At 49.8% G+C, this 23,665-nt stretch carries 25 protein-coding genes; 2 read left to right on the top strand and 23 right to left on the bottom strand.

Going from position 1 to position 23,665, the window contains the following annotated elements:
• Positions 1-3: 3 nt before the first annotated feature.
• The 23 genes from C7120_RS13195 to C7120_RS13075 form a co-directional block, all read right to left on the bottom strand.
• Positions 4-522, bottom strand: a complete 519-nt coding sequence (locus tag C7120_RS13195) for a glycoside hydrolase family 73 protein (protein ID WP_107622103.1) — start codon at positions 520-522, stop codon at positions 4-6.
• Entirely contained in the window at positions 522-962 is a 441-nt protein-coding gene (locus tag C7120_RS13190; protein WP_107622102.1) for a bacteriophage holin, read from the bottom strand. Before C7120_RS13190 ends, C7120_RS13195 begins: the two co-directional genes overlap by 1 nt.
• Before the next feature lie 36 nt (positions 963-998).
• The gene (locus C7120_RS13185) at positions 999-1,583 is read right to left on the bottom strand and encodes a hypothetical protein (RefSeq protein ID WP_107622101.1); all 585 of its coding nucleotides are present in this window, start codon (positions 1,581-1,583) and stop codon (positions 999-1,001) included.
• On the bottom strand, positions 1,580-2,548 hold the full coding sequence (locus C7120_RS13180; protein ID WP_107622100.1) for a hypothetical protein: 969 nt from the start codon (positions 2,546-2,548) through the stop codon (positions 1,580-1,582). Before C7120_RS13180 ends, C7120_RS13185 begins: the two co-directional genes overlap by 4 nt.
• Positions 2,545-3,435, bottom strand: a complete 891-nt coding sequence (locus C7120_RS13175; protein ID WP_107622099.1) for a hypothetical protein — start codon at positions 3,433-3,435, stop codon at positions 2,545-2,547. Before C7120_RS13175 ends, C7120_RS13180 begins: the two co-directional genes overlap by 4 nt.
• A complete protein-coding gene (locus C7120_RS13170; protein ID WP_107622098.1) occupies positions 3,432-4,901 on the bottom strand; it encodes a hypothetical protein in 1,470 nt (489 codons plus the stop codon). The genes C7120_RS13175 and C7120_RS13170 overlap by 4 nt, the downstream gene beginning before the upstream one ends.
• Positions 4,898-5,215 carry a hypothetical protein gene (locus C7120_RS13165; RefSeq protein WP_107622097.1) on the bottom strand — a complete coding sequence of 106 codons (318 nt, stop codon included), beginning with the start codon at positions 5,213-5,215 and terminating at the stop codon, positions 4,898-4,900. Before C7120_RS13165 ends, C7120_RS13170 begins: the two co-directional genes overlap by 4 nt.
• Positions 5,216-5,482: 267 nt before the next feature.
• Complete coding sequence (locus tag C7120_RS13160) at positions 5,483-7,246, bottom strand: hypothetical protein (RefSeq protein WP_107622096.1); 1,764 nt, start codon at positions 7,244-7,246, stop codon at positions 5,483-5,485.
• Positions 7,239-7,886 carry a hypothetical protein gene (locus C7120_RS13155; protein WP_107622095.1) on the bottom strand — a complete coding sequence of 216 codons (648 nt, stop codon included), beginning with the start codon at positions 7,884-7,886 and terminating at the stop codon, positions 7,239-7,241. The genes C7120_RS13160 and C7120_RS13155 overlap by 8 nt, the downstream gene beginning before the upstream one ends.
• Positions 7,883-8,209, bottom strand: a complete 327-nt coding sequence (locus tag C7120_RS13150; protein WP_107622094.1) for a hypothetical protein — start codon at positions 8,207-8,209, stop codon at positions 7,883-7,885. The genes C7120_RS13155 and C7120_RS13150 overlap by 4 nt, the downstream gene beginning before the upstream one ends.
• The gene (locus C7120_RS13145; RefSeq protein WP_199220719.1) at positions 8,197-9,519 is read right to left on the bottom strand and encodes a site-specific DNA-methyltransferase; all 1,323 of its coding nucleotides are present in this window, start codon (positions 9,517-9,519) and stop codon (positions 8,197-8,199) included. The genes C7120_RS13150 and C7120_RS13145 overlap by 13 nt, the downstream gene beginning before the upstream one ends.
• A gap of 2 nt (positions 9,520-9,521) precedes the next feature.
• A complete protein-coding gene (locus C7120_RS13140; protein WP_199220717.1) occupies positions 9,522-9,938 on the bottom strand; it encodes a hypothetical protein in 417 nt (138 codons plus the stop codon).
• A 32-nt stretch (positions 9,939-9,970) separates the two neighbouring features.
• On the bottom strand, positions 9,971-10,387 hold the full coding sequence (locus tag C7120_RS13135) for a hypothetical protein (protein WP_107622092.1): 417 nt from the start codon (positions 10,385-10,387) through the stop codon (positions 9,971-9,973).
• A gap of 94 nt (positions 10,388-10,481) precedes the next feature.
• Complete coding sequence (locus tag C7120_RS13130) at positions 10,482-11,483, bottom strand: hypothetical protein (RefSeq protein WP_107622091.1); 1,002 nt, start codon at positions 11,481-11,483, stop codon at positions 10,482-10,484.
• An 83-nt stretch (positions 11,484-11,566) separates the two neighbouring features.
• Positions 11,567-13,573, bottom strand: a complete 2,007-nt coding sequence (locus C7120_RS13125; protein ID WP_107622090.1) for a hypothetical protein — start codon at positions 13,571-13,573, stop codon at positions 11,567-11,569.
• A 21-nt stretch (positions 13,574-13,594) separates the two neighbouring features.
• The gene (locus tag C7120_RS13120) at positions 13,595-14,593 is read right to left on the bottom strand and encodes a S49 family peptidase (RefSeq protein WP_107622089.1); all 999 of its coding nucleotides are present in this window, start codon (positions 14,591-14,593) and stop codon (positions 13,595-13,597) included.
• Positions 14,594-14,645: 52 nt separating this feature from the next.
• Positions 14,646-14,999: a pseudouridylate synthase gene (locus C7120_RS13115; RefSeq protein WP_107622088.1), complete on the bottom strand. Its 354-nt coding sequence runs from the start codon at positions 14,997-14,999 to the stop codon at positions 14,646-14,648.
• Positions 15,000-15,051: 52 nt separating this feature from the next.
• Positions 15,052-15,576 (bottom strand): hypothetical protein, encoded by a 525-nt coding sequence (locus tag C7120_RS13110; RefSeq protein ID WP_107622087.1) that lies wholly within the window; start codon positions 15,574-15,576, stop codon positions 15,052-15,054.
• Between the two features lie 561 nt (positions 15,577-16,137).
• The gene (locus tag C7120_RS13105; RefSeq protein ID WP_107622086.1) at positions 16,138-16,650 is read right to left on the bottom strand and encodes an SAM-dependent methyltransferase; all 513 of its coding nucleotides are present in this window, start codon (positions 16,648-16,650) and stop codon (positions 16,138-16,140) included.
• A 184-nt stretch (positions 16,651-16,834) separates the two neighbouring features.
• Positions 16,835-20,791, bottom strand: coding sequence for a DNA primase (dnaG, locus tag C7120_RS13100; RefSeq protein WP_107622085.1), 3,957 nt, complete (start codon positions 20,789-20,791; stop codon positions 16,835-16,837).
• The gene (locus C7120_RS13095; protein ID WP_107622084.1) at positions 20,788-21,204 is read right to left on the bottom strand and encodes an XRE family transcriptional regulator; all 417 of its coding nucleotides are present in this window, start codon (positions 21,202-21,204) and stop codon (positions 20,788-20,790) included. Before C7120_RS13095 ends, dnaG begins: the two co-directional genes overlap by 4 nt.
• A gap of 346 nt (positions 21,205-21,550) precedes the next feature.
• Complete coding sequence (locus tag C7120_RS13080; RefSeq protein ID WP_107622081.1) at positions 21,551-21,820, bottom strand: 3-mercaptopyruvate sulfurtransferase; 270 nt, start codon at positions 21,818-21,820, stop codon at positions 21,551-21,553.
• 117 nt (positions 21,821-21,937) lie between these two features.
• Positions 21,938-22,135, bottom strand: a complete 198-nt coding sequence (locus tag C7120_RS13075; RefSeq protein WP_107622080.1) for a helix-turn-helix transcriptional regulator — start codon at positions 22,133-22,135, stop codon at positions 21,938-21,940.
• Between the two features lie 163 nt (positions 22,136-22,298).
• On the opposite strand from C7120_RS13075, the gene C7120_RS13070 reads away from it, so the two are divergent.
• Together C7120_RS13070 and C7120_RS13065 are read left to right on the top strand one after the other, a co-directional pair.
• A complete protein-coding gene (locus C7120_RS13070) occupies positions 22,299-22,667 on the top strand; it encodes a helix-turn-helix transcriptional regulator (RefSeq protein ID WP_233247126.1) in 369 nt (122 codons plus the stop codon).
• 573 nt (positions 22,668-23,240) lie between these two features.
• Positions 23,241-23,561: a hypothetical protein gene (locus tag C7120_RS13065; RefSeq protein ID WP_146154277.1), complete on the top strand. Its 321-nt coding sequence runs from the start codon at positions 23,241-23,243 to the stop codon at positions 23,559-23,561.
• Positions 23,562-23,665 lie beyond the last annotated feature (104 nt).

Below are 23,665 nucleotides of genomic sequence, written 5' to 3'. Positions count from 1 at the left end.
GGCTTACTTGCAGATTTGGCGGACGGACTTGATAAGACTGAGCATCATGTGGAGGTAGTTGGGCGAGGTAGCGTACCGACCACCCCGATTGTCGCAGATGCGGCGCGCGAATTCCTCAGCATCGTGCCTGTAGGGCCACGCGTCGGCATAGGCGAGCTTCTGAAAGATCCGGGAGTACTCGGCAAGGCAGTCGGCCATAGAATCGAAGTCCTTGAAGAGCCTGTAGACGGTGTAGCACCACTGTTGTCGGCCCTTGACCTTGCAGACAGACACAATGCGCTCGGGAGGCGTGAAAATGCGATCCGGCGTAGAAAAATACTCGTGGGTGAGGACGAGAACGGTCTTGCCCGCCCAGTTGCTCCCTTTGGTAATGCCAAAAAGGTTATACTTGCCCACACGAGACTTGCCCCATCCGCTTTCGAGGATTGCCTGCGCCGTTACAAACTCGGGGGCGATGTCGGTAGCCGTCAGGGCTGCCGCGTAGATGTTGCGTGCGAAAGCGCGCTGTGCTTTTGTTGCCATTACGAATCTTTTTTAATATATTCGCCCTTGTCGTTGAAGTCTTTCAGCCGACGGACGAATGAGGTTGGAAATATGGGATAGATGGCCTGAATATTCTCCACACAGGAGAAGCCCTCGCGCACCATCATGAACACGCAGAGATAAGTGCCGATCCACTGGGTGGTTCCAACGATACTGCCCTGCACAGTATAATTGGTGAGGATATTGGAGAGGATGAGCAGCACGATGTAGACTGCGATCTTCTTTCCAAACTTGCTGAAAAAAGACTCGCTGGAGGCATCCTTGTGGAGCAGGTGCTTGACCACGCCGAGAATGGTGTCGAGGATGACGGCGATGCCTATCCACTTGGCGAACTCCCAATCCTGATAGAGGTATCGGGAGAAGTCTGCCACGACGGAGAGTGGCAGGGAGACGATTGATATCATGGGTAGCTTTTTCATTGTTGCCGGAGTTGAGATTTGTGACACAAAGGTAAGTCATTGTAGCCGGCGGACAAAGGACCGGTAGAGGGCGTGCGTGCCGAGACTGTCGGGAGCTTCGCAGGACATCATGAGCGTCCAGCCGACCGAGTGGAGCTCGGTGGCGACAAAGGGGACGATCTCGGCCTTGTCGAGCTCGCCCCGGGAGAGCCAGTCAATATTTCCGGCGTCGGCATCGGCCAGCAACCATGCGTGCACCTGGGCGAGCAGCTGCAAGGTAGCGTCGGAGGCCAGCATGTACTCGGCAGCGTCGGCACGGTCGGGCATCTTATTGGCGACGGTAACGGCCATGCGCTGGGAGACGCGGAAAGACCCCGGCGAAGATCCGAGCATGTCCAGCTCTCCGTAGTCAACAAAAAGGAAGGATCCGAAGAGTTTATCGATGCGCTGCTTCAGCTCGTCGAACGACTGTCCATAGACATAGTTGGCAATCTCGGGGACGCGCGACTCATCAGGAAGACTGCGGAGCGAGGCTACGAGGTCATTATAGCCAGGAAAGTCGCTTGACCCATTGGTGAACATGGCGAGAACACCGTCCCTGGACGGGTACTGGGCAAAATAGAGAAATTGGTCTTTTATCATATGATATCATCGATTACAGAGATAGGCAATCCCACCTCGTTGCTGATTTTAGTCTTATCCCAGCCAAACCCCTTCATGTCGCGGACGGCATCAATGGTCTTTTTGCGCAGCACCTTAAGATAAGTGAGTACATTCATCTGCTCTATCTGACGGGCGTCGCCGAGTCCGTCTTTAGAGAGGTCGTAGAGCGCATCGGAGGCGTCGGTGGTAATGGGATGGTCAGGATTGGACTTGAACTTGGAGAGTAACGAGAATGGGGTCTTGCTGAAGAGATAGTTGTTGAAAGCCTGAAAATTAAAGGAGATGGCCGTGAGCAGTTCCGGGGGTAAAGCAGAGAACTCCTGGGCAAGGGCGTGGGCACGTTCGGAATTGTATAGTTTCTCCGGGTAGTAGAGAATGGCCGCCATGAGGGGAAGCGATTCAGAACCATGTCCGATGAGCTCGCGTGCCTCTATGTATTGAAGTGCGGTGAGCGAGCAGGTGAGCACTCCGTAGCCCTTTTCCACCGTATAACCTTGATAGGTATGTTCCTTGACGCGGACGGCAGGGATGAGCTGGGCGCAGAAGCAGAGGTCTACGACATATTGGTAGTCCAACCGGCGCAGCACACGGGCTATGTGAAGATGCAGGCGGAAGGGGTCGACGCGCCGGCAAAGTTCGTAGGTCTCGCTATCCATGCCGTCGAGAACCGCATTGTTGTCGGGATAGTTGATTTGAAAAAGGAAGGTGAGCTGCTCGGAAATGGCCACGAGGTTGGCAATCTGCTCCTCGGTGCGGAAGCAGCGACGGTCCCAATTCATGATATCACAGAGCCAGTTGATGCGCACCTCGCCGGCCGACAGCCCGCCGGCTGCCATGCGGAGCAAGTCGGCCACGAGGCGGATGTACTGGCGGTCGGTCATACCGTCCCATCGGTTGGGTATACGGTAGATTTCGCCCTTATATACAAGCTCTATATCTTTCACGGCAGCATGATGATTTTGTCATCCGGGTGGTTGTAAGCGGAATAGCTGCTGATGTCGGCAGCGATGTCGGCGGAGAGGAGCGTGTCGGCATTGGCAAGAAGTTCTTCCGCCTCACGGTCGAGGCAGTCGGCAAGGGAGAGGGCTGAGTCGTGGTCATCCTTGCCCGAACGGCTGGCGTGGCTCTCGTCAAAGAGGTTACGGATGGTGGGCGGAAACTCGAGGATGTCGAAACGGCGCAACGACTTGGCAATGGTCTTCTTGGCGAGGGCAAGCAGGAGCATCGGGCGGACGCGCTGCGTGCTGTCCTCGGTGAGCTTGGCGAAATAGGCGGAGAGCAACTCATCGAGCGTTTCCTTCTGAAGGGGAACGGTGCGGAAAAAGAACAGATAAGAGCTGTCGATGGGATAAATCATGTCGAAGTCGGTCATGGACTTTATCTCGCACCTATTCAGAACGGAAAAATACCGGGTCTTGCGCCACAGTGCAGCCGGCGAGGTGGTGTCGTTTTCCCGTATCTCCGCATCCATGAGCAACTGCACGATGGTGTCAAGCGCATTGCAGTAGTTCTCCATATAGGAGCGGCGCATGGCTTCGAATTCGTATTTGTAGACATTCACATCGTTCTTGCGGCGGTTGATACTGTCGAAGATGAGTTGCACGGCCATGGTCATGTTGGCCATGGCAGCACGCAAACCTTCCAGGAGAGACGAGTCTCCATCTTCCTTGGAGATGGCTCGAAATACAGCCGGACTGATGGCTGTCTCTACTCTCTTCCGGGCTGTGAGTCCCGAAGGCTGGAGGTCGTTCAAGTCCATATTTGTCTCCACGCCTGGTGCATATCGGCAGAAAGTGGAGAAGTCGGTGAAAAGTTCTGTCAGTATATTCATGACTGTTGCTGATTGAGTCTATCCTTGGGTGATATGTCTTCCTGTCGCTGGGGTACCTCGCGGTAGAAGCCGACGCGGTATCCTTGCCTGTAGAGGGCGGGGAAGTTGAGCTTCAGGGCGAGGTTGAACGGTTCTGCGCAAATCTCGTCCTCGGGCGTGAGCGACATGATATAGATAAGGTAGTTGTAGTAGGCATCGGATCCTGACTTGCTGATCACGCCGTCCTTGCTCACTGCCGTGATGGAGGCATCCAATCCGACGCTTGAGAGCAGCGCTTCTTCGCTGCGCTTGTCGTAGGAGATGAGTGCTTCGATATATTCCTTGTACTTGAGGTCGATGGTCTCTATTTTCCACTGCTGCTCGTTGCCGGACGAGTCCATGAACGAGATGGATGAATAGGCCTTGCCCTGATTGTCTACTCCGCTGAGATAGTCGCCTATCTTGCGCAGTTCCAATCGCATATACTCCACGAGCAACGATTCGCGGTATTCCGTGCCAATTTCGATGCCGTTGTATTTAACCAAGACTTTATCCTTGGATTTGAGCAGTTTGTTCTCCTCGCATAGCTTGATGAGCTGGGTGCGCTTACTGCTCACCCACGCGTTGGGAATGATGATGTGAATCTTGGCCGCAAGCGAATTGCGCAGGAAAGAGTTGATATAAGTCGCAGTCTTGTTGCTGCCCTGGATATAGGGGCGCGCGCCCTGATGAGTCTCGTTTACGCCATAGAACTCATCGACCGATTTCTCCCGATGGTGCGATACCGCAGCATAGAGGTAGTTGTCCACCTCTGACAAAGCGAACTTTGGATAGACCTTGTAATTGCCTAACCCGTAGGTCCACCTGCCCACGGCGATGTGATGGAAGTCTCCATAGCCAATCTGCTCATAGGCTACATCCTGACGGGTGGTGGCGAGCCGGCAGTGCTTATTCTCCAGTGGCTCCAGTCCAGCAACGGGCGTCATACCCAGTCGTTTGCCACGGGCAAACCGCCATTTGCAGAAAAAGTCGCCGAAGTAATAGAAGTTCTTGATGTTGGTCTTGGCGAACTCCTGTGCCGTGCATTCCATGCCCCGTTCTTGCCAAGTGTTCATCCAATCGTCCCACTCGGGCAGATCCGTGTACTCACGCTTCAACTTGCCACTCTCCACTGTCTGCACATACGCACAGGGGCCGTGGCCATAGAGCATCTTTATCTCCTTGCTGTACAAGCGGGGCAGCAGGCGGTTCTGCTTGATCTCCATCGTTACCTCGTCGCAGAGCGCATTGTTCACCCCACGCATACACACCTGATAGCCATTGACACTGAGCCACTGGTGTTCGTGCAGATAGAGTTGTCTGCCTGTCGGCACGAGTAGTCCCGGCGTGCCAAATACCTGCTGTCCTTCCCCTATCTGGAAGGAGAACACATTGCCGTCCAGAATATAGTTTCCGGCGTTGCCGTAAAGTTCTATACTGTCGTTCATAACCAATTTATCTTGTGTAGTTTATATCCGTCTTGCGGAAAACCCATATACCTGATGAGTATGCGGTAGCACATCCTTGGCTCACCATCGCCGTCTTCAAAGAGAAAGTAGTTCTCCGAGTCAACGGCGAACCTGTCCTGTGGCAGCTGCGTGCGATACTTGCAGTGCTCCTTGACCACCATGCTCTCACCAGCCATGCCCTGCGACCTCGAATAGGGGAAGAAGCACAGCGTGAAGTCACCTTTCGGCAGCTTGCTAATCTCCCTTGCCCATTGCATCGCATGGATGCCGTCCATTTCGATTGCCTTCTTCATCACTTGCGAAATTACGCAATTCTCCTATGTGTGCAAAGGACGGAATGTGGAGCCGGCCGTCATATTTCCACCCTTTTGAAGGGCTGCACCTCATTATCAAAAATCAGCGGTGCGTGATAATTTCCGTCATTTGTCCATTTTGATTTTTGCTTTTAGAAACGCAAACCGCTGATTTTCAGACAAATGAGTTTTTGACCTATGTAAATAGCCGCCATTATAGCCCTGTTTTGGACATTTTTTATATCAAATATTGGACATTATTGGGTGTTATATCGTGATGTTTTCGGGCAAATCATCGGGCAAAGAACTCAATTCTTTCTTGATGATGTCCGAATAAAGACCATACAGAAGGTAAATCATTGCACTCGGGAGCTGCGTGGTCAGTCCGGGGCGGCGCTTCAGCTCTTCCTTCTTCTCGCTCGACTTATCCAGTTCTATCCTGCCGTTGGTTTTCTTCAACGGACTAACGAGGATGGCACTGCAAAGATTGGGACACTCGTTCTCGTCAACGCGCACCTTTGGCAACTGCGGAAGTTTTTCGGCAAAGAGCAACTGACAGAGCCGGAACTGCTGCCAGTGGTAGATGGTGGGCGCACCGTCGTTGTAGAGAAACACGGAAAAACCATAGCTCTCCAAAGCTGCCTTCATCGTCAGCGAGTCGGTGGTTATCTGTTCAAGTTCCTCCTTGGTCTTGTTGCCGGCACGGTCTGGATAGAGGTGGATAACCTTGTTCACGGCATCGGTACCAAAGAAGGAGAACACCTGCTGCGCAAGGTTCTGCTGGTCATCGGGGATATATGCCCAAAACTCCTTGATGATATCGAAGCGGCGGCCGTACTCCTTCTTCTGGCCAACGATAAGCGACTGGAAGTTACCCGGGTCGTAGCCTATGTAGAGAGGCTCGCGCTTATCGTAATGGCGAAGATAGCGTGCCGTGAGCGTGAAATGGTCCTTAAGGTTCAGCTTCAAAATCTGGTCGTAGATGTAACTGTCCTTGAACTGATGCCGCTCGCGGTCATAGGTGGTGAAGAACTTGTTAGTTACCTCCTTGTGCCGAATGGCACAGATGGCGGTCAGGAACTCGTCCATGTCGAGCGTGTCGAGCTGGGTCTTGAAGAACTTGGGACCGAGAATGTCCTTGTTGCAGAACGACGACGCACGGATATAGTAGATGGCATTGCGGCGCATGTCGGCGAGGCGTGGCTTCCACCGGGCGACAAAAGCGTTGAGCCGCTCGTTCTCCAGGCGTATCTTCTCCATCGTGATGGGGTTCTTGGTCTTGCGCAGTTCACGTTGGAGCGTGAACTGGCGGTAGAGCGACTGGTTGATGGCGAGCGACACAGAGGCTATCTCTTCGATGAGCCAGCGGTCCATCTTGTTCTCGTACTCCTCAAACCAATCGTCTTCGCCCAAATCCACCCGGGCGGTGTCGCTCACGCCCGTCACGCCCTCATAGTAGGCCGACCGCCGGATGTCTGCCGAGCCGCCACGCAGCGAAGGAAACAGGCGCGATTTAAGTTTCTCGCCGCTGTTGTGCTTCATCTCCTCGACGAAGGCGTGGACGGCGTTACGGCCGGCCACACTCTCGGGCTGGTCAGACGAAACGAGCTGCAAGTGCGCTCCGTTGCGGAAAATAATTGAGTGCTTGGCATAGGCAATCGGATAGCGCGGGCGGCGGAAGTGAGAGGGCAGCTTCGCCTCGCCCACCACATAGTCGATGCCATATTCGAGCATTGCCCGCTGCTTGCCGTTCACGATGACGGGGCGTGAGAACGACGCCTGAATATTCGGCCATATGTTGGTCATCAGGGCGACATAGGTCTTATGTACCAGAAACGACAATTCACCAGGCATATCGTTCACGACACGAATGAGCCGTGGCACGATCACCCCCTCGGTCTTACCTGTGGCACGCGCCCACTCGGCATAGAGCATGTTGGGGTCGATGATGTTCGCCAGCAGCTGCACATGATTCATATAGTAGTGCTCGAAGTCGGGCACGCTGTTTTCATACTGTCGGTTGTCAGTCATTTGGTATCTCCTCCACTATTTCCGCCTCTTGTATGTCCGCATCCCGCAGCAGACGCCTTTTCTCTTTCGTCTCGATGGGCAGCGAGTCGATGAGCGTGTGATAAAATCCTTGATTGTGCTTGGCAGCAATCTCCTTGAGGTTTTTCCTCGAGAAGCCGAGCTGCTCTGGTGTCAGCTCAGGTGAAATCAAGAAGAGAACGCCCAAGTCTTTGTCTGCTTCCGCTATTTCCGAAGAACGACGACGGCATTCCAACGCTGCGTCATAACAGGCTTTCATACCCTTATAGTCGCGGTTGAGAGCGCATAGTTTGGCGAGATCCTCATACTTGTTGGCAAAATTACTCTCCCAAACCTTGATGGGGACATTGCAGTCAACCTGGAAATAGTTGATTGCCTGATAAATCCTCGCCATGCAAGTACGCTCCTCTATCTTGATGTGCTGCTCTGCATTGATACGCAGCCTCAGTTTTTTTGCCGCCCTTGTTATATTGCGCTCATATTCGAAAATTTCTGCAGACCACTGCAACTGCTGCAAGAACAGTTTGACATCCTGCGGAATTCCCTCACAATCTCCATTCGTCAGGAATGTGGATATGAGGTCAGGGTGGATGGAGTCTAATTTCTCGATTTCACTTTTCATATTCCAAACAATTTCATACGCAGGTCTTTCTCGGCGCGCTCATTCTTGCGTTCCTCAAGCAGGGTAATGGAATCGTTCTCTCCTTTCTCCGCCTTCTTAGCGAGTTCCGCGTCAATATTATACTCACCAAGCGCACGCCCTTGGTGATATGCCTCGCAGTAGACATCGCCGGGAATGCCTATGCGGTACAACAGGGCTATGCGCTTGGCTTTTCTCAGACCGAGCAACTGGCAGATACGCTCGGGAGTGTAACTCAACGCCCCAAAGGTTCTCACCTGGTTCACATACTCGTCTGACAACTCTTCCTTGACTAATTCCGACATAGGATCATCTTTTTGGTTTCAGTGGCAGGGAGGACGGTTCCATTCCTCTCCAGCAGTATAAGTTGCTGTGGAAACATCGCCATGAACCTGCGTACCGTGGCAGCGACATACTTCGGGTCTATCTCCATACCATAACCAATACGGTCGGTCTGCTGACATGCCATGATGGTAGAACCGGAGCCTGAGAACAAGTCCACAACTACATCACCATTCTTTGTGCTGTTGGTTATCGGATATGCCATCAGGGCAATGGGTTTCATGGTAGGGTGTATCCTGTTAGCTTTAGGTTTGTCAAAATTCCATATAGTGGTCTGCTTTCTGTCTGCATTCCAAAAGTGGGCAGCCCCGGGCTTCCACCCATACAAGCAAGGTTCGTGCTGCCATTGGTAATCCTGGCGTCCCATAACGAGCGAGTCCTTGACCCAGATACAGCACTGGGCTATCTTAAAGCCTGCTTCCCGGATGGCCCTACGGAAATTTTCGCCTTCAGAATCCGCATGGAAAACATAGAATGAACCTCCAGGCTTGACAATGGCAAACATCATGTTGAACACAGACTGCAGGAACCGAAGGAACAGGTCATTCTCCATCGAGTCGTTCTGAATGGTGAGTTTTCCTTCCCCGCCACCTTCATAATTGACATTATACGGCGGATCCGTGAGTAACATGTCGGCAACTCTGCCGTCCATCAAGGCCGCTACATCTTTTTTCGCACGACAATCTCCACACATCAGCCTGTTGTTCCCAAGCCGGAAAATATCCCCCGGACGGACAAACATCTCCATATCGTCATCTTGCGGAACTATATCAACTGCGTCCTCCTGTATTTCTGATATGTCTGTCTCCGTGGAGAACAGTTTTTCTCTGTCAATGGAGAAATCTGTCTGTTTGACTTCATATCCAAGGTTGAACTTGGCAAGATCGTCTCCATTGATGTTGTATTTCGTGAAAAGCAGCGTGTCAGGGTTCTTCTGTGCAAATTCGGAATTGTAGGCGGCTATTTCCTCCACAGCCTCTCGCTTGTCTGAAGCCTGAATCTCCTCGTAGGGTATTTCCGGGATATTGAATCCATAAGAACGAAGTCCCAGCAGGGCCTTCCGGCGCTGGTGCGCATCGATAATCCACAGTTTGCCATCAGGATCTTTCCATACCTTGAATGAATACTTGAAGCCACGAGTGATGATGAGCATTTGCAGCTTCGATAACTTGTCCGCGTCAGGCTTTTTAAAGTCTTCCTGAAGTTCAATAAAAGAGTCCAGCGGGGCAGTAGGTAGGTTGCCCAAATTAAAAACTTTTATACTATTTTCCATTGTTATTTACTTTGTTGTTCCAAAACCATTTTAAACAATCGTTCATATTCTTGATGTCGCTCGAGATTCTGACGATCCTGCTGCCGGTGGTCCTTACGGTCTCCGCGCTTGAGGTAGGAATGGTAACGCTTGATATTGTCAAGCACATTCTTATGGCGGCGCAGAAACTCGGCAGGGTCAGCTTTGAGGAGTCGGATGAGCCGGGCTATCTCAGAGCGTCCGTAGAGAATAGGGTGCTTGCAGAGAAACTTCCCCGTGTCGTTGAACGACTGCAGCTCGGCGAATGCCTGAAGATTGCGGATGCGCAGTTCTGCCATGTCGGCTACGGCCTGTGCGGTGGGCTTTGTCTCCAGCAGTTCGTCGAGCTGCTTCATCTTTCGCCATGTGTTGATGCGGTCGTTGTAGATGACAGTGGCCATCTGCACATCTGCATCGTCAAGGTTTGTCCAGTCTATTTGCGAGTACTCTTCTTCTTTTTTTTTGGAGTGGCTGGTTTTTTCGGCGACTTATCCTCTCCTCCTTTTTCAGAGTTATCCACAGGGCTTTCAACAGGGGTACCTTTGGGGCCTGTCGGGTTCTCGCTGCCCTCACCGTCAACAACGGGGTTGCCGTCGGGACTCGTTGGAGGTTCATTGTCTGCTTCTTGCTGTGAGAAAAATTCACGCCGGTTGCGCACGATGTCGTCGTGGTCGGCTACATCGAGCAGAGCGAACAGAATATCCTCGGCATTCTTCCTTGGTGCGAGGTCGAAGCGCGTGAAGTCCGTACTCTGCGGATTCTTCCCGTGCAGCAAGCTAAGGTCGGCCGCGGCTGCCAGCGGATTGGAGAGCTGGCGAAAGTGATATAGTTTTTCTTTTGCGCTATACATAAAATTGAATTTAAAGCCCACCCCAGGCCCCTCCCAAGGGAGGGGAGCCTATTCCGACAGGCATTTTACCGGGGGCCTTGTGGGCAGTTATTGATTATACTTCGGTTCTCGACACTTCGACGAGGGTCGTGGTATCGAATACACGGAACGTGATAGACGCGCCTGTCTTGGCAGTCCATGTGGCACCGTCTTCGAGAATGAAGGTAGAGCCATCGGCGATGGTGGCGGGTTTGTCGGTTCCTGCTCCGATGAGCGTGATGTAGCGTCCCTTGTCGCTCTTACTGAGTCCGGACACGGTGGCGATGGCTGCAGCAGCGGATGTACCGTTGGCTATGGTGTAGGTGTTGGACGCCGGGGTGATGGCGATGGTGGTCGCTCCGGCTGCCACGCTTCCTGCCGCCGTTACTGCCGGGTTGCCAGTATAGACAAGTGGCAAGTCGACAGACGAGCGCTTGAAGGTTAAGGTAGTGTAGCGACCGTCCTTGTCGTCCTTCGTCTCGGTGTTAGAGAGGATAATCGGGCGTTCCAGCTCGCCGAGGATGTACCACTCCTTCTTCTTAATGTGCTTGAAGATGAGGATGAACTTACCGCCGCTGTATTCCTCAATGAAGTTATAGAGCGGCACACGGGCACCACCCATGATGATTACAAAACTATTCTCGCCCGTAGTGGTGATGTCGCCCTTCTCGGTGGTTCCCGTGAATGTCGGGATGTCGTGCGCCTCGAAGTAGTGTGGTATTTCTCCCGGTTTCAACGGTACGGGAGCGACCTCACGGTTAGCATTTGGCTGCGGAAACGGTTTGGTACGGTCAATCTGGTCGAGAGCGATGAGATAGACGATGTAGGAGATGTCGGATCCATGCGTGTCACGGTCGGACACATCATCGATATGTCCGAGTACGGCCATTGACGCAAGGGACAAGCCGGAACCTCCGGCTGCGAACAGCGAATGGTCGAGCAATGCACCAAGCAGCAGGACCACGCCGAAGAGGGCGAACATGACCATGAACATATTGCGTGCCTGCCGGTTGGCGTAGTTAAAGCCCTTCAGGGGATTGTACGCACGGCAGCGTTTTTGAATATTTGGCTTTTTCATTTTTCTTTTATTTTTGCAGGGAGCCGCCGGAACGGCTCCCTACGGTTACACAATAAATTTAATAAACAAATCAACTCTTTGTCTTAGCGGCCACCCGGAACATTGGGCTGAAGTTCCTTGTTGATAGTGCGCTTACCACCTACACAACGCTCCAGCTCGCGGAAGTTGCCGTCAGCTCCGAGGATCACCATGATGTAGTCACCCACAGCCGTAGCGGTGAACGCGGCGGAGAGATTGGCGAACTTGCCCGACTTGGCAATCTTCGGCAGATGGTCGGCCACACCAGCCTCGATGCAGTAAGCCACGCCAGCCTTCGCACCGGTGATGTCGGTGTAGGTGTCGGCGGTGGTGGTTGCTCCCGTCACCTGCCAGAAGCCGTTGGCAGCGTCTACCTTATCGGTGATGGTGCCGGCGAAGAGGTTGATGAAGATCTGCTGCCACTCCCAGGCATTGTCGTCCATCGCTTTCTTGGTGTCGAAACGACGGCCCGTGAACGAGGCAGAGCAACCTTCTTTCCAAGTACTCCACGCACGCACCTGCTCCATCTGTTCCTGCATCTTCATGGAGAGCATCTCGCCCGGCACGAATTCCAGGAACTGGATGTTGCCCGGCTGATGCAGCATCATGAACGGCAGCTGTCCGAGGTAAGGCAGCCAGATGATGCGGACCGTGCTGTCGGGAACGACATTGAGCGCACCCATCGGGCCGCTGAAGTCCGTGTCCTTACCGTATGTGGTGCGGACATTCTTGATCCACCACGACTGGTGGTTCTTGTTGAGATAGACACAGTGCTGGTCGATGTCCATGTCCTCAGTAACAGAGCTGCGTACATCGGCAATGAACTCCTGCACGGCAGGAAGAAAAGTAGCCTGTGTGTAGCTTCGATATTCGTCGCCAGTGTGAGGCTTGATGTCGTACTGATGGACATAGCGAAGCAAAGTATAAAGGATACCTGTACCTGCATTTCGGTAAGAACCGGCAACCCCTTTCTCGGGCTTCACATAGATGCCACGCATACGGCGTTTGTTCTGCTCTACCTGAGCCGTAGTGAGCGTGTTGAGCAGCTGGTACTCAATCATCGTCCACTTGATGGGGTCGGAGCCTTCCTTGTTGAGATAGCCGATGTACTTGCGCTCGAGTTCTTTCATCGGTCCCCATTCCATCTTGATCATCGCATCGTCCACATAACCCATGTGGTTTTCTATCTTCATTCCGCCCTTGAAGACCTCACCGGCCTGATAAGCCTGTGAAACCTCGTCGAAGAATGCGTTGAAGACGAGACCACGATCCTGATAGCCATAAGCGACAGGGAAGAACTGGGTCATGTCGCGCACCTGAAGCACACGGGCGATGAGCGCATCCTGACGCAGCACGACGAACTGATCGCCGACTCCGGCATTGTCCACGCCATCGTAGTTGGTGGCATAGGTGCCTTTGGCAAGTGCCGGAGCATCAAGCATCTTGTTCTGTTGGAGATACTGATAGCGGTTCTTGAGCGACTTGGCAAAGTTGCAGACTGCCTTGTAAAAGGCTACGCCATCTACCTGTTCGTCGACTTCCGGCATGGCAGCTGCCGCACGAGGATTGGCTGCAATTTGATTCCAGCGGTTCTTCATAGAGAACAGAGGATGTTCTACGCCAAAAAGGTATTCGGGCGTATTGCCAAATCCGTTGATGTTGAGAGGAGAAGCATTGAGGGTCTGCGACGGGACATCAGGTGCAGGTTTCTCGGCCATTGCCTTGAAGTCGGCGCGCATCCCCTTGATGCTTTCAAGAATGCCCTCGAGCGTGGCATTGCTCTGTGGCGGGTTTTGCTGTGCGCCCTCGTCACCCTCTATGGCAGCCGTTGCCTCTATGCCGTTGAGAACCGACTGGATGGTGTTGAGCGTGGTCTGGAACTCAGCAGCCTGCTGTGCGGTCTGCTGTGCAGCTTGCTCCGCGGCGAGGTCATCGTTGAGCGTAACCTGGTACTTCTTCTGGTATTCGGCCACGACAGCGTTGAACTCTTCCTTGGAAAGACTTTTTTCATCGAACTTCTGCTTGAGGTGCAGGAATTCGAGAACGGAGGTAAGTTTCTCTTTGAAATTCATAAACAACTAAAAATTAAAGCATTAAACAATATTATATATGGCAGTCTTCAGTTTGTTGGCATCAGCGTACTCACGCCCCATGGTGACGGCTTCGGCAACGGCTTCCGGCATCGTGCGGCTCCCGTCGGTAAGTCCGAGTTCCACTGCCTGTGGGGTATAGAAAGTTTCGCCACGCAGTACCGGCGCATCATCGGGGAGTTCTGCGAGTTGGCTGCGCTGAGAACGCACCTCGGCAAGGAACTGAACATTGAGCGGATCGAGAATATCATGCACAAACTTTTCGTCCTTACCGTGACGCAAGTCGTCGAAGGTCTTGTTTTTCAAATCGGAATTGGTAGCCTTAGCTTCTACGCGTTTGATGCCGAGCTTCTCAAAGTAAGGTTCAAAGTCGTAAAAACTGCACATCGTTCCGATGCAGCCGACATAGTCGTTGTCGGTAAGCGCATAGATACGGTTACCATGACAACCGATATAATAGCCGGCCGAGCAGCACATCTGCTCATAGAAGGTGAGAATTGGTTTCTGACAGGCACGCAGCGTCTCGCTCAGACGGTCAAGATACCATGCTTCACCTCCAGGAGAGTTGATATGCAGAAAATGGCAGGAAATCTGAGGATTGGTTTCGGCCGCCTGAAGGTCGGTGGCGAGCTGTTTGGACGAGAAGTACCAATAGCTGTCTGCCATGACCGTACCCCATACACGATGATAGGCAATGGAATTGTCTGGAAGCTGCTCATCGTCGAACTCGTCGGTAAGCGTTACGATAGGTGTATCGTTATCCTGCGCCAACACCTTCTTGAGTTCCTCCAGGGCAACATGTGTCTCAAACTGATACCAAGTGTGGTTTTTCAGATAAGCAGCCACTTCGGCCTGTGAAAAGCCGAAGGCTGCCTTTGTACCAGAATTATCTTCTACGATCTTTCCATTCAAAGGAAAAGCCGCAAGCATGGCTTGGCGAAAGCCGTCGATGGTGATAAACAACGGCTTTCCCGAAACAAGAAGGATTTGTAATTCGTTCATCAAAATTCTTTTTGATGCGAATGTACTATATAATAAGGTGTAGGCAAAAGACCTATAAAAGCGGGTCTACAAGCATTTTACATTTGATAACGAGGTTGGCGGAGGTCAGATTTGAAGAAATCTGTACCCGGGCAGGAATGTCTGCTGTCCCGATCTTATAGCACCTCCTGTCGGATGTCTTGACCGTCACGATGGCATTGCGCTCGATGGAGAAGAATCGGAGCGTTTCGATGTCTGGCAAGTCTATCACGATTGTTTTGTCGCAGTTCCAACAGTTTCCTGCTTCGTTATCAGTGAGCTGCGGAATGTACGAGAAGGGGTTCGCTACGAATTCATAGACTTTATCCGGATTGGATTTGTTCGGAATAGTCGGCATAACCTGGATAAGATTGGAGAACTCTATCATAACTTATAACTTAAAATGACAAAAAGGCCTGTTCGGTATGTATTAAATGATGTTAATTGCGTGAAGTTTTCTGGTATTTGCGGATTTTTTTAGGACGCAGACGGTTGCGAAAACGGTAGTAGTTTTTCAGCAGCGCATCAGACGAAATGGACTCAAGCTGGTAGGCACGGATGAAATCATAGATGACATCCAAGTTCCTACGCTTCCGGCCGAACTCCTCGTTTTCCAATAACACACGATGTAACTCGAAATTGAACATCCGCCGGATCTGGCTTTCTATCTCCTTGGAGGCTGCCGCTGAGAGATAGTTATAGTAAGCGGGATCCTTCCATGGTACACCATTTCCAGTCTTACGACACGGCAACAGTATGCGCAGATTGCCATCCAGCGGCTCCGTCTGATTAGAACGCTGGTTCGACATATTCTCCCACACACAATGATAAAGGTCGGAATTATAAGGTATTTTTATTGCGCCGTTTTTCTCTTCTACGCCGTATTTTCCAATGACATACTCCGCAAGATAGGGTTCTATCCTGATGGTAGCAATTTTTTTAAGGGCTCTTTTTTTCTTGTCCATAGCTTTTTAAGATTTTTGCTTCCTACCGTCCTACAATCCTACAAATAAAATATACTTTTTTGCAAATATACTAACAATCAGCAAATTACACAAAACATATCAAACATATTTTATTCTATTTCACTCAAAAAGTCGAACCTACAATCTCCTACAATATCCAAAAACGATCCAATTTGTAGGATGGAACTCTATAAAAGTCATTTCCTACAAAAAAAGCCATTTCCTACATCGTCCTACAAACCTACAACATTTCCTATAAACCCACTTACTTTAATGTATTAATATAAATATTTGATATATAGATAGTTACAGAATATATGGTTTAAAAATGAAAATTAATTTGTAGGATTGTAGGATTGTAGGACGCTCTTTTTCTGAAAATTATTTTCAAAAGTCGTGTATTCCTTGCTTTTTTACAATTTTTGGGGGTGCGGGGGAAGATGTGCGATTTTGCTGTCAAAAATTTTAAAATTAAGGCCTACTTCCGTATCTGACAAATGTTAGGGGGCTGCCACCCTAATTGATGACAGCCCCCCGCAGGTGCAACAATATATAATATGCCTATTCCCATAGCACGAGGTCGTCCTCGTAGATGTCTTTCATGAAGCATATCCAGTGGGTATTGGCTCGCTTGCCGGAGATATGTCCGAAGATTGGTTTTTCCGATGTAAGTTTCAGTATTTCCGATACCTTTATGTTCGTTTCATTCCATTTGAATATCAAGAAGCCCCCCTGCTTCAGCACGCGAAAACACTCTGAAAACCCTTTCCTCAACATCTCACGCCAGTCCGCATTGCCGAGGGAACCATACTTTATCATCTGGTAACCTAATGGGGATGCCTTGGGATTAAGGCTTCCATATATGTCTGCAAATGTTGATTTGCTGACATTGCGAAGCAAATGTGGCGGATCGAACACTACCATGGCGAAACTTTCGTCTGGATAGGGCATATTGGTAAAATCCGCTTGAATGTCCGGCCTGACTTCAAAATGCCGGCCATCACATAGCGTTGGTTCAACCTTTCTTATGTCCTGAAATAACACCCGTTCATCCTCTTTGTTGAAGTAGAACATCTTTCCGCCGCAACAAGCGTCAAGTATTGGTGTCCCTAATTTGAAATATGTGCGGGATCCATAATATTCTTCACACTCGTCAATACCAATGCAATCGACTAACTCGCATAAATCACATGGGCTACTACATTCGGAAGGTGCAGCTTTACAAATTCTATATTTTCTTAAATCCATAATTCCTTAATTAAAATGGTTCATTACTATCCTCCATAGGAGCAAATGGGAGGTCTTGGCTTATGGTCATGCTGGCAGTTACTGGTGGTGTCTCTGGTTCTTCCGCTGGTGCCGGCTCCTCGATATATGTTCTACGGAAGTCAATATTGTACAATTCCTTGAACTTATCGTAGTCGATGATGATTGCGCTGGTTGATGTACTCCTCGGCTTGCGGATCTTGACCATTGTCTCCTGGTCGTCGTTTCTCGGAACCTCGATGGTCTCCTCCCACGTGAAGCGACGGGAAGGTACGGTTCCGATATAGGATGGGTGGCTTCGCAGGTTCTGCTCCAAGGTGGAGAGCGTGCTGCCCTCGCTGTTGTAGCCGCTACGGTCGAATATACTAAATACGGCACTCAGACGCAGGAACATGACATTCGTATCAGGTTCGAAGGTGAAGGTATGTGAATCGCCTCGAGAATCCTTGCCTGTAACCTTCTTGGGCTGCTCAATAAGAAATTCCCTGCCTTCAATAATCTGCTTAGTGTCGATCATGTTATTAACAGCCGTGAAGAACATGGCCAGTTTATCCGTGCTACGGATGAGTGAGAGTTGGAATCTTATCTTTTCCTGAGCTATCTTGAAAAACTCTTCGTATGTGAATGGGAGGCGCAGGTTAGAGTATCGCTCTATTAATTTTACCGTACCAAGAAAGAGGGAGGCCGTCTTCATCAAACGGTCCATCTCGCCGGAATTGATAACATCTTGTTTGAGCTCGTTGTATGCTTCTTGCTTGAGTTGCCGGAAATGGTCCATGAATATGGGGCGTAGTTCCAGGATATGCAGCAGTACATTCGACAGTCCGACCTTGTTCGGATCCTCGATGGTCTTGAGTTCTTCAAAGATGCGCACTTCCTCCTGAGTACGATTTCGGGGCTTTGGTACCTCGCAAACGATCACACGGCTCATCAAAGCGTTGTCATCTCGTTGGGGCGTTTCCTGTCCACAGATAATGACAGGGGCAAAGACTTTGTCATTCTCGATTTCCCGTCCTGATGTACCCTTTCGTTTTTGCTTGCCGTCGCCGTCGTAAACAATGCCCTTCAAAGCCTGAAACTTATTATCGCTGATATCCTTGTTGTTGTATTCATCGAGTACAACAGGCACATCCTTGAACATTCCCATGATGGTGGCCATCGCAGCGTCGGTACCCGTGTTGAGGTTGAAGATGGGAATATTTGGGGAAATGAATAGGGAGCGAATGGAAATCGCTATCTGTGTCTTACCCGAGGACATGGGGCCCATAAAAAACGGAGCCGTGAACAATCGGTCGATGCAGTGGATATTGCTTCGGAAGGCGCACATGATGGCGAAGATGATTGCCCACTTACCGTTGTCGTTGATTTTATAGACCTGGTTCATCAGCCCAGCCCATTTCTCAAAGGTTACCCTTTTCTCAGCCGGGACTTCCTTGTAGACGAGTTGACTGATGAGTTCGTATTTGTCGGATTGCTTGCCGCTGCCGGCGTAAATCGTCGAAAAGGCAGGCAGATAGTAGTTGTCCCTGTTATGGGTAACGACGCCCAGTTCATTGACCGGCTCAAAACGCCATTGACCGTCCACGCTATGGAAGATTCCGTTTGCAAACGCAAAGAACTGTTCATCGCCCTTGCGGCTCATTCCTTCACTCTGCTGGTTGCCGTATGTCTTAATCTCAGAGCACATCACAAAGTGGCGGCTCATATAGGTCTTGATGGCTTTCCACTGCCATTCCTCGCCGTTGAAATTCACCGCCTCGTAATTGATGAGCACTTCTTCTATCGATGACATCTTCAGCAGTGCCTTTGAAGGGATCTCTATATAAATGGGCGTGTCATAATAACGGCGGTTGATGCGTAGTACGCGCTTATTCTGTTCGAAGTCATCAGAGAATATGTGCAGCAGCGGTGTCATAAAGAAGTCGGCGATCTGTGTCATGCCGTTTCCATTTTTGTTGCGGAACATGTAGCAGACTGGTTCGCTCTTCTTGTTGAGCCGAGGATAATAGCCACACTCCTTCCACATGCGGCGGTACTCGTCATTCTCTTGTACATAATCGGGCGGCTCGTTTACATCGAATTCCTCGTCATCGAGGTTGTCGGTCTGCATACTTACCTTCATGGCGGACTTCCGTTTCTGCACGAACGGCTTGCGGATTTCGTCGAACTGTCCCTTGTTCAGTTTCAATACCGAGCAGTAGTGGTTACGGTTGACCGTTACGACAGTATCCTCAGCATAAGAGGTCAGCTCAATACATCTTGAGATAAGAGGAACACGGTCGCCTGAATAGTTTTCCAAAAATCTTCCGTGCAGCGCTATGTAATAATCCACAAAAGAACCCGTTGAGTCGTTGTAGGTCATCCGTATATTGATGCCCGAACGGAACATTTCTGCTAATGTATACAAGTAGTCGTTCTCTTCCCCATCGTCAGTAATACCACATCCCGTTTCTGAAGAAACAAAATAGCAATAGACCCGGCGCAACTCCTGAATATCATTGTTCGATGGGCGGCCAGCTACATATACGATTGGGTCCTCGCCATACCCATCGAGGAACTCCTGCATGACTGAGGTCAGTATGCCAGGGCGGTCGCTCTCCAAATTTTCCTTCAATGCATCAATGCCGAATAATCCTGCCTGTGTCTTCGCTTTCGGCAAAGCCTCCTTTATCTTCAAGCGGACGCTACGCACCTTATCATCGATGATACCTATTTTACTCTTGAAGTCGGCAGCCACAGATTTGATATACTCCAGACGCAGTCCTGCGTCGTCGATGCATGCAACGAGTGAGCAAATTGTGTTCAGTCCATCGCTGATGGTAGTCTCGTCCTTGCAGCCGTGCGGAAGCAGCATTCTCTTTAAGGCTTTCGGGAACGGTTCTGTCAGTTCTTTCAGTTTATCCTTTGTCAGACTACCATTATTTTTTGCAAACTCATCAGGGTCAGTTCCTTTCGGCAATCGGATGCACTTTACCTTTGCCCCGGCTTTCAACAGAAGCTCGCAGTTTTTCAGTGAGGCCTTAACACCGGCAGCATCTGCATCATATACCATGACTACATAGTCCGTGAAGCGCAGCAGCAGCTTCACTTGGTCATCCGTGAATGCCGTTCCACTGCCACCGATGACATTCTCCACCCCCATCTTGTACAGCGACATCACATCAAACTGCCCCTCGACCAAATAGGCAAATCCCTGCTTGTCGATAGCCTTCCGTGCCTGGTAGAGTCCGAAGATGTGCTTACCCTTCGTGAACAGTGGAGTCTCGCCTGTATTCACATATTTTCCAACGCCCTCTCTCGGGGTGAGGATGCGCCCAGAGAAACCTATGACATGTCCCTGCATATCGTAGAACGGGAACATTAGGCGGTCTCGGAACCTGTCATAAGCCCGGCCTTCGTTATTGCCCACGACATCCACTTCTTGCAGACGATCCAGCGAATAGCCTGCTTTCGTGAGTTCGGATATGGCCACATTGCCCACCGGGGCATAGCCCACGCCAAAATCTGTGAGAGTCTTGTCAGACAGGCTGTATCCTCGGGAGGCAAGGAAAGACTCCGCTTGTGGCAGGCTCTTCTGAAAGAACTTGGCAGCGGCATCGATGGCAATGAGTTGTGCTTCCTTCTGTTTATACCGTTCTTCCTCCTCCGGTGTCATTTCCTTGGTGGGAAATTCCAATCCTGCTTGAGTGGCGCACCATCGCAGGGCTTCCACGAAGGTCATGTTAAGGTAATGCTGGACGAACGCAATGACATCTCCGCTCGCGCCACAGACAAAGCAGTGGTAGGTCTGTCTCGACGGACTGACCACCATCGACGGGGTATGATCATCGTGAAAAGGGCAGACCCCCTTGTAGTTCACTCCGGCTTTATGCAGGCGTGTAAAGTTCTCCACCACATTCACGATGTCCAGGGCCGACTTTGTCTTTTCTATAAAAAGTTTGTCAATCATATTGTTTTATTCTCTTCTTCAAATAGATCCAGCTGGCGTGCCTCAAACGCCTCCTGCATTGTTACTCCAAGATATTCTGCTACGGCAGCATACTCCTTCCAGGTGATTGCCTTCCTGCCGAAGTAAAGATCCCAATACCGACGCTGTCCGATGCCCGTGTCTTTGTAAAAAGCTCGTGTCGGACTGAAATCCTCAGGATGTCTGAATTTTATCTCGAGCATTTTAAGCAACAGGTTGCGCTTCACCGTGCGACCGACTGTCAGGCGATTTCGCAGTATATAGAGCCTAACGGACATCGGGCTACGCTCCAAATATGTAGCCATATCCTCAAGCGAGACCTTGCCAAGATGCTGCCTGACGAACTCTGCATCCTCTACGGTCCATTTCTTGTTGTTATGAGCGCCGTTCTTCATACATTATGCCGTTAAATTCTCTGTCAAATGAGAAAAGTCTAACATTATCCTCAGGATGTATGCGCCCCAGATTTTGCTGGGCATATATTTTCAGGGCTTCGTAAAACAGACGAAGATCCTTTTCGCTTAAATCATTGATGGAGAACTTCCCCCAACTGTCTTTATCTATGTACATTCCACGCTGCAAAATTAGTTCTGAATAATTCTGTTACATTCCGTCTGAGATTTTTCCTCATCGTTGGTGTGAAGCGTGTTACTCCATTTTTGAACTTGAACCGGACACTAAACTCCTTGATACCGTTCTTGCGCTTAAAGGCTTTTCTTACCTTTCTGATGCTGGCCATAGTCATTCAAATTTAAGGTCAAAACTTTTATCTCTTTCTATAGGTACGCCGGACATTCCAATGATCTTTCCGTCCTCTCCTTCTGTGAGGTATATTTCATGCTCGCTTCCCTTTTTTGCGGAGAAAGCTCGACCGTTTCCGTCCCAAACTATCAACAAGTTGGTCGTGTGGGCATTGACCTGCCTGACATCTGAATGTCTCAGCTTCATCTCATCAATGACGATGTCGGTACTGAGTGCATCTATCGCTTTTTCAAAGTCTTTTACTTTCATTGGTTTTCTTTTTTGGTTTCACATTTCTTAATCCGGGAGTACTGCACATATTCTTTCAACATCATGCAGTACAATCCGTTGATACAATTTCTGTGGAACTGGCAGTTCCTGCATTCGTCATACATTTGGCCACAACTCCTTTTCGGGCATCTGAAGATAATCAGCAATGACCTTGCGCTTGAGTGCGTCTGGGATAAAGTCTCCATGCAGCCATCTGTAGACGGTCGTGCTTGACACCCTGCAGAGGATGGACAGCTGTGAAATGACATCAGTCCTTTGATTTGGCAAAGAATTAACATACTCCTTAAATTCCATAATCTCAATTTTTAAATGTTTTTATTGTTACTTCAAATGTTTTTTATTATTTTCGTAGCGAAAAAAAAACTTCGTGGTGCAAATATGCAACTTTTATTTGAAATAAACAAATGTTTGGGAGATTTTTTCCAATATTTATTATATCTAAATTAAAAATACATATATGGAAGGCAAAGAAAATATAACGGAAAGGATTCTTCTGATTATGGAGAAGGAAGGGCATAGCGTGAGTTCCTTCGCACGGAAATTAGGCATTTCTTGGACTACTGTCAACAATATCGTTTCCGGGAGAAACATGCCCAGTTATGATAACATCGTCAAAATCATAGAAGGTTTTGAATGGGTTGATGCGAACTGGCTGGTAATGGGACAGAAAAGTGAGCCCGAAATGGATAAGAAAAAACTGTACTCTGTTATTGCAACGCAGCAGAAGACGATAGAAAGCCAGCAGAAGACGATAGACCGGTTAACTGCAAGACTCGTGCAAGAACTGCCTGATGAACCATCCCCAAAGGCGGCAAATGCAGGATAGTAAAGATGTATCCCAAAAAATAAAAGAGCGAAAAAATGGTATTATCAATGCTGTTTTTATACAAAGCAATCACTCAAATGTTTGATTGTCAAGCAGTTTCAAGATGTCTGTAATCGGCGAAAAGTCGGTGAAATTTGATGTAAATTTAAAAAATGTCCTATTGATTATCAATGAGTTACGCTCGTGTTTTTAACATCCGCAAGTCTGGTCATCCCGACCAAAGCAAGGCAAAGGGAATGGCTCACATTCCCTTTACTTTTTCCACGGGATGAGCGACGAGGTTGCGAAAAGGTGTCTTTCAGCTCCCTTTCAACGGCGAGGCAAGCCTATTCCATCATGCCGGGACATGTCTTTTCTGCCGTTTTATCCCAGCTCATTACACCAGAACCCAACAAGGCAGGAAGTGAAAATAAGCGTTATGTGCTCATAAAAAACATTAAAAAAGCAACACCAAAACTGACAACAGCCTGTCTCTTTCGGTTTTTCTCCTTACCTTCGCAACCGCAATAAAACAGTTGACGGCCTCACCATGACGGGCAAGGTACCGTAGGAGTACGCCGAAAAACCATTTGGATGAGAGCAAGAAATACCATAAATGTTTTCTATGCGTGGATGTTACTACTGACATTCACGACGGTTCTTGCCCTGAAGAATTTCCATGTACACGAATATTCTCATCAGGAAACGAAACAGGCGGCTACGAGCCACCACGCTTCCGTAGAAAAAGACTGCTATATCTGCGACTTCGTCATGCACAAGTCGGCAACTCTAAAGGTCGTGATCTTCGTTCCCGTGATAACCGTCACGCTGATACACTTCCTTTCGTTTTCTCCGCAAATCGCTTATCGACATATCGATTCGATAAACGCTCATGCCCCGCCGACAGCAGCCTGAGTCAGCCCCCATCTTCACTGGTCTTTTGCCACGAAGCGCACACGACACATCCCTATAGGAGACTGTTGGGGCGCACACGGGCGTAAAGCGCAGACCGAGGAATA

The organism is Prevotella sp. oral taxon 376, assembly GCF_003043945.1.
Lineage (GTDB): Bacteria > Bacteroidota > Bacteroidia > Bacteroidales > Bacteroidaceae > Prevotella.
Note: the sequence above shows the minus strand (reverse complement) of the source record. Positions and strands in the feature narration are given on the sequence as shown.